This window comes from Parafilimonas sp. (assembly GCF_047606085.1).
In the GTDB taxonomy this organism is placed as follows: domain Bacteria; phylum Bacteroidota; class Bacteroidia; order Chitinophagales; family Chitinophagaceae; genus Parafilimonas.
On record NZ_JASGEX010000184.1, the window covers coordinates 1 to 9,352 of the forward strand.

Here is a 9,352-nt window from a genome sequence, read left to right on the forward strand (position 1 = left end):
ATACCAGTACAATACTAAGGTGAGTTCGGGATAAGCGATATGTTTAAAGATTGCAGACAGACCTCACATAAATCCTCTCCAAAGGAGAGGACTTCCGACACCCTAAAACTCATAAAACATGCAAAAAATCATGTTTTTTTCTTGCCCTTCTCCTTTGGAGAAGGGTTGGGATGAGGTCGAAATAACAATCTAAGCTTATCCCGAACTCGCGTTAATAAAGATTTAAGCGAAGGCAGCAACGCGCAACAATGGAGCAAACCACAAATGTTATTGAATAAACCAGGGCATATCATCTGGTACCCATCGCTGCAGCCATTGAACTCGGCTAAAGATATTGCCAGCAAAAACACCTGCCTTAAACTCGGCCGGGAAGCAAGGTTGTTCTTTAAAGATACGCATGGCGATAGCAGCGAATATATTTCTGAATACAGGATACGGTTTGAGGGAAAGCCTTGAGCTGTAAGCTATGAGCTGCGAGCTAATACATCAAAACTTTAATCCCCGGAACTTTAAAACTCCCGGGGATTAAAGTTTTATAACCAGGCCCAGAAATCTTCACGCATTCACCATTCACTCCCCGCCGCTACAGCGGCCTCACCCAAATATTCCTGAAACTGATGGGTTTGCTTGGGTCGCCATGTGACTGCAGCTTGATGGAAGATGCCCCATGCGCTTTATAATAGGGTAAGCCAATGTATCTTGTTACGCCTCTTAGTTTAAAATTATTCTGTACCAAAACCCCGTTATGAAAAACCGTAACCCTTGCAGAATCTGTTAAGTTTCCTGATGCGTCAAAACGGGGTGCGGTCCAAACGATATCATACGTTTGCCATTCGCCGGGTTTTTTACAGGCGTTGGCCAATGGAATGCCTTGCTTGTACACGGCCGCAGTCTGGCCGTTTACATAAGTTGTATTGTTATAGCAATCCAACACCTGTATCTCGTACCCATTATCGCCCGGGCCCGTTGATGCGAGGAAAACCCCGCTATTGCCACGGGCCTGGCCTTTACCCTCAATATCCACCGGTTCTTTCCATTCAATATGCAGTTGATAATCCATAAACTTTGGTTTGGTTTGAATGCTTCCTCCGCCTTTTTTATTTACGGTTAATTCACCATTATCAATAATCCAGTCGGCAGGTTTTGTGGTATCGTTGGCGGATTCCCACTTATCCAAAGTTTTACCATCAAATAAGATCACCGCATCAGAAGGCGCATCGCCAAAACTTTTACCCGGCGTAACAACAGGCGGTACCGGCTTATAAAACTCTGTGGCTTGCGGCTTTGTTGTATCACCAATGTATTGCAGGCCGGGATACATGGTTGCTGTATCTGCATCATTCTGGGCATGAGCAATTAATAAACTAAAAATACAGGCAGCGGTTAACAGGATTTTTTTATTCATTTTTTGCAATTTGTTTTTAATGTGCTGCAACATACAACACAGTTATGATAAAAATTATTCCGAATTTGTTTGAATGTTTTTTGTTACAGGCTAATGAACCAATGGCATCACGGTTGCGTCGCAATCCCGTCACCTGCATCTTTTCATGGCAGCTTTCATGGTGCTGCTGTATCAACTTATTGTAAACTTGTTATTGGCCCAATGCTTTATAAATGTTAAGCACTTTTGGCATGCTGCTCTGCGGGGCGTCCTCGCCCCGCAGTTTTGTTCTATCGCCTCCGGCGATAACAATTACACGCTGCACCAACCATTGTAAAACGTAAACAATAACCATGTTTGCGGTTTGCACAACTACACCTTTGGCAATTCATACCCGTTATGATACTTTGCGGCAAGCAAATCATTGGCTTCTTTATCGGTGAAGCTTTGCTTTGCATCGTCCCAATAAATTTTTTTGCCCATCCTGAAAGCAATATTACCCATCTGGCAAACCGTGGCCACATGCGCTGCAGCCTGCACCGGGCATTTTAAATCCTCCATTTTACGTGACTTAATCACATCCAGGAAATTCTGTGTGTGCAATAAAAGGCCGTCATCTGTTCTGGGCTGGCGGGCAATGGCTTCCATTTTCTTTTCACCATTAATTATTTCGGGAATCACTTCCCAGCCACCGCGGTCCACAACCAGCGTTCCATTGTTGCCAATGAATGCCACGCCATGGTCGCGCTGGTAAGGCCCATCGTTAATGCCGGTGGCATGCTCCCACAGCATGTTAAAACTGCCAAAATCATATACGGTAGTAAGCGTATCGGGTGTTTGTTCTGCGTCGTCGGGATAGGCAAATTTGCCGCCGCTTGCCATTATACTTTTTGGAACTGTAGCGTTGGAACCAAGCAGGGCGTAATCAATCATGTGCACACCCCAGTCGGTCATTAAGCCGCCGGCATAATCCCAATACCAGCGGAAATTAAAATGAAAACGGTTGGGATTGAATGGCCTTTTTTCCGCAGGGCCCAGCCACATATCGTAATCCACACCGGCCGGCGGCGCGCTGTCCGGCTGTACAGGAACTGGTTTCATCCAGCCCTGGTAAGCCCAGGCTTTTACCAGCCGCACATTGCCCAGTTTGCCGCTATGCACAAATTCCATGGCATCGGCATAATGCTTATTGCTGCGCTGCCACTGGCCCACCTGCACTACACGGTTATATTTTTTCTGTGCATCCACCATTCTTGCGCATTCCACAATTGAATTGCCAACAGGCTTTTCGCAATACACATCTTTGCCGGCCATGCAGGCGTCAACCATAATTTTGCAATGCCAGTGATCGGGCGTGCCAATGATAACCGCATCCACATCTTTATTCTCCAGCAATTTTCTATAATCGCTGTAAGCCGTTACGTTTATGTTTTGGGCTTTTAGTTCTGCCACACGTTTGTCCAAAACATTCTTATCTGCATCGCACAAAGCAATACATTCCGCTTCTGGGTGTTTTAGCATGGCAGAAAGGTCGCTCCAGCCCATGCCGTTTATGCCAATGGCGCCGATGCGGATTTTATCGGCCGCGGCCACCTTGCCTGCAGCCGCCTTTAATGTTTCAGGAATCAATGCTGCGCCTGCAGCGTACATGGTAGTTGATTGAAGAAAATGCCTGCGTTTCATTTTTTCTGTTTTTGTATGTATGGGCTTTAGTATCAAAGCATGTAAGATGCACCATTATTGAAATCAAGTTAAACACAGATGGGCCTCAGGCCAACAGCTATGCAAACAATACGTTTAATGATGGCTTAAATATACAGTTGAAATTATTTATATTCGTGTTCCGGTATTAAAAATGGTTAAAGAAAACCCTTGCAAACAATAAAGGGCTTTTAAAAAAATATTGTTTGCTGCATAAAAAACCATTGCTTACATGAACAAAAAACTGCTGCTGCTGGCCGGCAATTATTACCCTGAGCTTACAGGTATTGGCCGTTATAATGGCGAAATGATAGACTGGCTGGCCGATAACGGGTTCAACTGCACGGTAATTTCAAGCTATCCCTATTATCCTTACTGGAAGGTTCAGCCTCCTTATAATAAGAAGAATAAAAAGATAACCAGGGAAATAAAGCTTACGGCCGGCAATAATAAAATAACCGTTTACCGCTGCCCTCATTACACACCGGCTAATCCCACCGGCAGAGGAAGAATGCTGTTTGACCTTTCATTTTTTATGGCGGTAATTTTTAAGCTTACAGGCTTTACAGGCAAAAAGTTTGATTATGTAATGACTGTTGCGCCGCCATTGCCATTAGGCCTTGCTGCCGCTGTTTACAAAACCATATCAAAAGCCTGCTTTTTATACCATATTCAGGATTTGCAGGTAGATGCCGCCAAAGAACTGAATATGATCTCTTCCAAAAAACTGCTTGGCATATTGTTTAAAGCCGAAAGATTTATTTTAAAAAAAGCAGACAGGATAAGCACCATATCCAAAGGCATTCAGAAAAAACTGCAGGCGAAAACAGATAAAAAAATATACCTGTTTCCAAACTGGGCGAATACAGACCGCTTCTTTCCCATAAAAAATAATAAAGCCTTAAAAGAATCTTACTGTTTAAAGCCTGATATACCGGTTATATTGTATTCAGGCGCCATTGGCGAAAAGCAAGGGCTGGAAAACGTATTATTTGTTGCCGGAAAATTTCAGGAGGAAGCGAAACCGGCACAATTCATCATCTGCGGCACCGGCCCTTATAAAACGGAACTGGAACAAAAATCTGCCGCAATGAAACTGCGCAACATTTATTTCCTGCCTTTACAGCCTGAAGAAAGCCTGAATGGATTTTTAAATATAGCTGATGTGCATCTCATTATACAAAAAGCCGGTGTGGCCAATCTTGTAATGCCGTCAAAGCTCAGCAATATTTGCGCTGTGGGCGGCCTTGTTGCAGTAACGGCGGAGCAGGGCTCTGCGCTGTACGATACAGTTGTTGATAATGATATTGGCCTTGTTTGTTTGCCCGAAGATGTGGCGGAATTAAAAAAATGTATTGAGAAAGCGCTTGCCACCAGCCATACAGCGCTGCAAATAAAAGCAAGAAGCTTTGCGGAAAAGCACCTTTGCCTGAATAAAATAATGCAGCAATACGTAAAGGAAGTTTTAGGCATCAGCCAGCCTGTTGCGGCAGCGCCATCATTGCCGGCAAAATAATTCTGACCGTATCGGTCGCATTTCAAATTTTCGCTTCATACGCGGCACTCCGGTCGGTGAGACACCGACCGGTAGCGGGTTCTGCAGGTGGGTGTCCACCCACCTGCGAAAATTTGAAATGCGCCCATTTTGGATGGGCACGCTCCATTTTTTTCAATATTTGTGATGGCCATGTAAACTGCTTTTAGCGCCGCCTGGTGCATCGGGGAAATGCATCTTTGTTTTTGTATATTTTCTAATTCCCCGGTTGAGATTTTCGATAGTATTGGTGGTATAAATAATTTTTCTGATCTCCGGGGGATAGTCAAAATAGCTGGTCAGGCAGTCCCAGTTATTGCGCCTGTCTGGCGCAAGTATGCCGCTTAGGCTTTGCAGCCCGGCGTACTCTTGCGCTATCTCATGAATTTATCCGTAGCTGAAATATTTTACAAGCTGTATTAAAACCTCACTCCCGCCTCAATCTTCACCGGCAAGGTATTTTCAGCCGGCGGTATCGGGCAGTTATAACCATCTGTATAAGCGCAGTACGGATGATAAGCTTTGTTGAAATTGATTACAATATGATCGCTTTGCGGAATATTCAGATCAATATACCTGCCGCCTTCGTAGGTTTCTTCACCGCTCGTTGCATCGGTAAAAGGAATGAATAAGTAATCTTTATACTCGGCAGATTTTATTAAATCCTGCGATTGATACACATTCAGTTTGTACTCCTTTCCATCAATCACAAAAAATACTGCTGCATACTTTATATAGGTTTTACGTATGCCGCCTGATGTGCTCATCTGGAAAGGCTTTTCTTTCGGCGTTCTTACAAAGCGGGCATTCACCACATACTTTTTATTAAAGGGGAAAAAGTGAATGCCCTTAAACGTTTTTTTGGCGGTTGCGCTCAGGGGCGAAGTATTGGGATTGTCATATTCCATCCTTAATTCCCCCTGAAAACGTTTTGTATCATTAACAGCCGCCGTATCAGTTTGTGCAAAACTGCCAGGTGATAAACATGTAAGTACAAAAGCAACAAAAAACTGTTTCATATATAGGGCAAAATTAGCAGCATATTATTTGCATCATTAATTTCAAGAAACATTTAAACAAAAATATATGAGCCAGCGTCGTCATAGCCATAAAAAAACCAAAGGTGGCATAAGTAAAGTATTCGACCGCTTTTCTACTGCTGCAACAAAAGCTACCGGTAAGCCCATAGCATTTATTATTGCCTTTATTATTATTATCCTGTGGGCTGTTTCAGGCCCCATATTTCATTATTCCGACACATGGCAGCTTGTTATAAATACCGGCACTACTATTATTACTTTTTTAATGGTATTCGTAATTCAGCAGTCGCAAAACAAAGACACAATGGCGCTGCAAATAAAATTGAACGAACTGATTGCTTCCAGCAAAGACGCCAGCAACCGGCTTATTGATGTAGAAGACCTTACGCCGGAAGAACTGGAGATACTGAAAAAGTTTTACATACAGTTGGCGAAGCTGGCCGCAAAAGAAGCAGATATTAAAGCAACGCATTCTATAGAAGAAGCTGCTATAAAACACAGAAGAAAAATAAAACCGATAGATAAGTCCTAAAACTTATTCTTCCACATCATGCTTTCAACAGGCTTGTCAGGTTGCTGGCTGTACTTGGCATTTTTCTTTTGATTATATTTTACCTCAATTTCACCATCCACCGGAAAATAGATCAATTGTCCAACCGGCATGCCTTTATATACTTTCACCGGTTGTTTAACTGAAATCTCCAGCGTCCAGTTGCCACAAAAACCCACATCGCCTTTGCCTGCCGTTGCGTGTATATCAATGCCTAATCTTCCCGTAGAGCTCTTGCCTTCGAGGAATGGAACATGCGCATGTGTTTCGGTATATTCTTCCGTAACGCCTAAGTAAAATATATGCGGGTACAAAACAAAACCTTCATCAGGAATTTCAAAATATTCAATCTCGTTGTGCTTCTTCGCATCCAGAATATGTTCGCGGTAAGTAGCCAGCCATTTGCCCAAATGCACGTCGTAACTGTTGCTGCCAAGGCATTCACGATCGTAAGGCACAAGCTTAATCGAACCTTTTTCCATCTCTTCCAAAATGCGTGTATCAGAAAGGATCATTTTTGAGTTTGTAGTTTATAGTTTTCAATTTGTAGTTTCTTTTGGAACTGTCAGCTTTTGTAATGCTGTTAAGCTGCGGTTCCGGCAGCTTATTACAAGTCCTCGTTACGCTGCGCTTCACTACGTGCCTCTCACTTCCACCCGGTACCTGTCCCGTTTTTTCGGAAGTCATTCAGCAAAAGAAATTCTAACCGGCAAATAACACTAATATTTTTCGTAAGCCTTAATTTCAATTCACAATTTAATCACTAAAAATCTGGGTGCTATGTGAGGTGTCTTCGCCCCGCATTATTATTCTATCGCCTCTGGCGATAATGAAATTTTTTCCGGCCTTTACTTCTACCTTTATAAAAACCTGTTATGGAGTTTGGCCGTGTTCCTGTAAATGAATTGAACAATATTGATTTCAGCCTGCCGAAAGAGCCTGCATTCAATAAAACTATTCTTCCGGGAAAGAAAAATAAAAACGCTAAAGTGTATGTTGGCTGCGCCAAATGGGGCAGGCCGGAATGGGTGGGGAAGATCTATCCCGAAAAAACAAAGGAAAAAGACTTTTTAAAGCACTACGTTCAGCATTACAACTGCATTGAACTTAATGCAACGCACTATAAAATTTATGGCGAACGCGGCATTGCGAAATGGAATGAACAGGCAATTGGTAAAGATTTTTTGTTCTGTCCGAAAATGTATAAAGGTGTTACGCATTTTGGCAAGCTTACTGATAAACCTTTTCTCGTTACAGAATTTTTAAGAGGCGTGCTGGCGTTTAAAGAACATCTCGGCCCGATATTCGTACAGGTAAGCGATGCATATTCACCAAAACGTAAAGAAGAGTTGTTTGCATTTTTAAAATCGTTGCCAACAGATTTGCAGTTCTTTGTTGAAGTGCGCCACACAGATTGGTTCAAAGAACCTGCAAGCAAAGAATTATTTGAAACATTGCATGCATTAAATATGGGCGCTGTTATTACCGACACAGCCGGCCGCAGGGATTGCGCCCACATGCATCTTACCATTCCAAAAACGTTTATCCGTTATGTGGGCAACAGCCTGCATCCATCAGATTACACAAGAATTGATGCCTGGATTGAACGTATGAAATACTGGTTAAACAAAGGCATTGAAGATATTTATTTTTTCATGCACATGCACGATGAAGCAACATCACCGGAACTCACGGTTTATCTTGTTGATAAGCTGAATACAGCCTGTGGCCTGAACTTGATAAAACCACAGTTTGCGGAGAAGAAAGAAGGCGGACAGGGAAGTTTATTTTTGTAAATTTGATAAAACAATTTTTATGGGATTTGTTTATGCAGATATTGAATTAATAAATGGAGAAGATTTGGTTTTAGCCCGCCGTAACGTAATTGGCGAAGAAGAAATAAAGCGCATGAATGTAAAAGCGTTAGTAGATACAGGTTCAATTTCGTTGGCAATTAATGAAAATATCCAGGAGCAGTTGCAACTGCCTGTTGTTGAAAAAAGAAAAGCGCAGATGGCTAATGGCAATATTATAGAATGCGATGTTGTTGCCCCTGTGGAAGTAAAATTTAAAAACAGGCGATGTAATTGCAGTGCAATGGTTTTACCAGGAAATTCAGAACCGTTACTTGGTGCTATTCCCCTGGAAGATATGGATGTGTTGATTGATCCGCAAAGGCGGGAATTAATTGTAAACCCTGAGCATCCATATTTTGCGCAAATGACAATGAAATAAAATTACTTTTTCATCAACCTCAAATTATACGCTTCCTTCAACCCACTCATCACTAATTTTTTATTCGCCTTTTTAAGATTGATGGTTGTTGCGCCTTTCAATCCCCATTTGTTGGGTACAGGATAAATAACATCACTTTCCGGCGGGCAAAAAATAAATTGCGTTTGCAGATCAAACATCAGGTTCAATGTACTATCGCCTGCCAATAATGTTGCAAATATTTTCTTATTCACCGTAAATGCAGTGCGATGAAAGTGCGGCTTTTCATCTGTACCGTCAAATGATAATGCAATAGCTTTTGCTTCTTCAGGTGAAACCATATAAAATAATTTTAGGTAACCAAATCAGCACATAGTTACGGAGTAACTTATTTTAAAGAATTTCGTTGTAAGTAAAACAAAAAACATGAAGGCTCCTTTGGCAACCAAAATTAATTATATAGACAATATCCGCGTTTTATTAACCGTATTGGTAATACTCCATCACACCTGCATTACGTATGGCGCCCCCGGCGGCTGGTATTTTTATGATAAGAGTTCAAACGAAACGGCCCAAATTTTTATGACCTGGTTTGTTGCCGTCAATCAATCCTTTTTTATGGGATTTTTCTTTTTTCTTTCAGCCTTGTTCACAGAATCTTCTTACCTGAAAAAAGGCGCTGTAAAATTTATACTTGACCGTTTGAAACGGCTTGGTTTGCCATTATTGTTTTATTCATTTATATTTTCTCCGCTATTAAATTTTCTTATTTACAGGTTTGGCTATAAAAAACCAGCAACCCTTACTAACTATTTCACAGGATAGGCGACATTTCTCGCTTTATTTTCCTACTTTTGCGTATGCAAAATTTAGAAGTACTTATAGGCCAAAAGATAGATGGTCGCAAATTATCGCATGGGCAAAATGAA

General features: G+C 41.9%; 12 protein-coding genes and 1 pseudogene. 6 read left to right on the forward strand and 7 right to left on the reverse strand.

Translation table 11 applies throughout. The features are described from left to right. Positions 1 to 264: 264 nt before the first annotated feature. Positions 265 to 456: a hypothetical protein gene (locus tag QM629_RS16075; protein ID WP_415160911.1), complete on the forward strand. Its 192-nt coding sequence runs from the start codon at positions 265 to 267 to the stop codon at positions 454 to 456. A gap of 127 nt (positions 457 to 583) precedes the next feature. On the opposite strand, the gene QM629_RS16080 is transcribed toward QM629_RS16075, so the two are convergent. The 3 genes from QM629_RS16080 to QM629_RS16090 form a co-directional block, all read right to left on the reverse strand. After that, positions 584 to 1,405: a DUF1080 domain-containing protein gene (locus QM629_RS16080; protein WP_415160912.1), complete on the reverse strand. Its 822-nt coding sequence runs from the start codon at positions 1,403 to 1,405 to the stop codon at positions 584 to 586. A 190-nt stretch (positions 1,406 to 1,595) separates the two neighbouring features. Beyond that, entirely contained in the window at positions 1,596 to 1,739 is a 144-nt protein-coding gene (locus QM629_RS16085) for a hypothetical protein (protein WP_415160913.1), read from the reverse strand. A 17-nt stretch (positions 1,740 to 1,756) separates the two neighbouring features. Next, positions 1,757 to 3,067, reverse strand: coding sequence for a Gfo/Idh/MocA family protein (locus QM629_RS16090; RefSeq protein ID WP_415160914.1), 1,311 nt, complete (start codon positions 3,065 to 3,067; stop codon positions 1,757 to 1,759). Between the two features lie 250 nt (positions 3,068 to 3,317). On the opposite strand from QM629_RS16090, the gene QM629_RS16095 reads away from it, so the two are divergent. Beyond that, positions 3,318 to 4,601 (forward strand): WcaI family glycosyltransferase, encoded by a 1,284-nt coding sequence (locus QM629_RS16095; RefSeq protein ID WP_415160915.1) that lies wholly within the window; start codon positions 3,318 to 3,320, stop codon positions 4,599 to 4,601. A 201-nt stretch (positions 4,602 to 4,802) separates the two neighbouring features. On the opposite strand, the pseudogene QM629_RS16100 reads toward QM629_RS16095, so the two are convergent. Both QM629_RS16100 and QM629_RS16105 read right to left on the reverse strand, forming a co-directional pair. Further along, positions 4,803 to 4,937 (reverse strand): annotated as a pseudogene (locus QM629_RS16100) (transposase); the annotation flags it as partial. A gap of 101 nt (positions 4,938 to 5,038) precedes the next feature. After that, a complete protein-coding gene (locus QM629_RS16105; protein WP_415160916.1) occupies positions 5,039 to 5,638 on the reverse strand; it encodes a DUF1684 domain-containing protein in 600 nt (199 codons plus the stop codon). 67 nt (positions 5,639 to 5,705) lie between these two features. On the opposite strand from QM629_RS16105, the gene QM629_RS16110 reads away from it, so the two are divergent. Then, positions 5,706 to 6,191 carry a low affinity iron permease family protein gene (locus QM629_RS16110; RefSeq protein WP_415160917.1) on the forward strand — a complete coding sequence of 162 codons (486 nt, stop codon included), beginning with the start codon at positions 5,706 to 5,708 and terminating at the stop codon, positions 6,189 to 6,191. On the opposite strand, the gene dcd is transcribed toward QM629_RS16110, so the two are convergent. After that, positions 6,188 to 6,724, reverse strand: coding sequence for a dCTP deaminase (dcd, locus tag QM629_RS16115; RefSeq protein ID WP_415160918.1), 537 nt, complete (start codon positions 6,722 to 6,724; stop codon positions 6,188 to 6,190). The two genes, QM629_RS16110 and dcd, sit on opposite strands and share 4 nt — an antisense overlap. A gap of 360 nt (positions 6,725 to 7,084) precedes the next feature. Here dcd and QM629_RS16120 point away from each other — a divergent pair, with 360 nt between their 5' ends. Together QM629_RS16120 and QM629_RS16125 are read left to right on the forward strand one after the other, a co-directional pair. Next, positions 7,085 to 8,005, forward strand: coding sequence for a DUF72 domain-containing protein (locus QM629_RS16120; protein ID WP_415160919.1), 921 nt, complete (start codon positions 7,085 to 7,087; stop codon positions 8,003 to 8,005). Positions 8,006 to 8,024: 19 nt separating this feature from the next. Further along, a complete protein-coding gene (locus QM629_RS16125; RefSeq protein WP_415160920.1) occupies positions 8,025 to 8,444 on the forward strand; it encodes a clan AA aspartic protease in 420 nt (139 codons plus the stop codon). Between the two features lie 2 nt (positions 8,445 to 8,446). Here the strand turns inward: QM629_RS16125 and QM629_RS16130 are convergent, their stop codons facing one another. Next, entirely contained in the window at positions 8,447 to 8,764 is a 318-nt protein-coding gene (locus QM629_RS16130; protein WP_415160921.1) for an MmcQ/YjbR family DNA-binding protein, read from the reverse strand. Positions 8,765 to 8,849: 85 nt separating this feature from the next. Between QM629_RS16130 and QM629_RS16135 the strand changes: the two genes are divergently transcribed. Beyond that, positions 8,850 to 9,248: an acyltransferase family protein gene (locus QM629_RS16135; protein ID WP_415160922.1), complete on the forward strand. Its 399-nt coding sequence runs from the start codon at positions 8,850 to 8,852 to the stop codon at positions 9,246 to 9,248. Positions 9,249 to 9,352: the final 104 nt, after the last annotated feature.

Coding starts and splice junctions, on each gene's coding strand:
- QM629_RS16130 (WP_415160921.1), bottom strand. CDS start 8,764: ATGGTTTCACCTGAAGAAGCAAAAGCTATTGCATTATCATTTGACGGT.
- QM629_RS16120 (WP_415160919.1), top strand. CDS start 7,085: ATGGAGTTTGGCCGTGTTCCTGTAAATGAATTGAACAATATTGATTTC.
- QM629_RS16105 (WP_415160916.1), bottom strand. CDS start 5,638: ATGAAACAGTTTTTTGTTGCTTTTGTACTTACATGTTTATCACCTGGC.
- dcd (WP_415160918.1), bottom strand. CDS start 6,724: ATGATCCTTTCTGATACACGCATTTTGGAAGAGATGGAAAAAGGTTCG.
- QM629_RS16085 (WP_415160913.1), bottom strand. CDS start 1,739: ATGGTTATTGTTTACGTTTTACAATGGTTGGTGCAGCGTGTAATTGTT.
- QM629_RS16075 (WP_415160911.1), top strand. CDS start 265: ATGTTATTGAATAAACCAGGGCATATCATCTGGTACCCATCGCTGCAG.
- QM629_RS16135 (WP_415160922.1), top strand. CDS start 8,850: ATGAAGGCTCCTTTGGCAACCAAAATTAATTATATAGACAATATCCGC.
- QM629_RS16090 (WP_415160914.1), bottom strand. CDS start 3,067: ATGAAACGCAGGCATTTTCTTCAATCAACTACCATGTACGCTGCAGGC.
- QM629_RS16110 (WP_415160917.1), top strand. CDS start 5,706: ATGAGCCAGCGTCGTCATAGCCATAAAAAAACCAAAGGTGGCATAAGT.
- QM629_RS16080 (WP_415160912.1), bottom strand. CDS start 1,405: ATGAATAAAAAAATCCTGTTAACCGCTGCCTGTATTTTTAGTTTATTA.
- QM629_RS16095 (WP_415160915.1), top strand. CDS start 3,318: ATGAACAAAAAACTGCTGCTGCTGGCCGGCAATTATTACCCTGAGCTT.
- QM629_RS16125 (WP_415160920.1), top strand. CDS start 8,025: ATGGGATTTGTTTATGCAGATATTGAATTAATAAATGGAGAAGATTTG.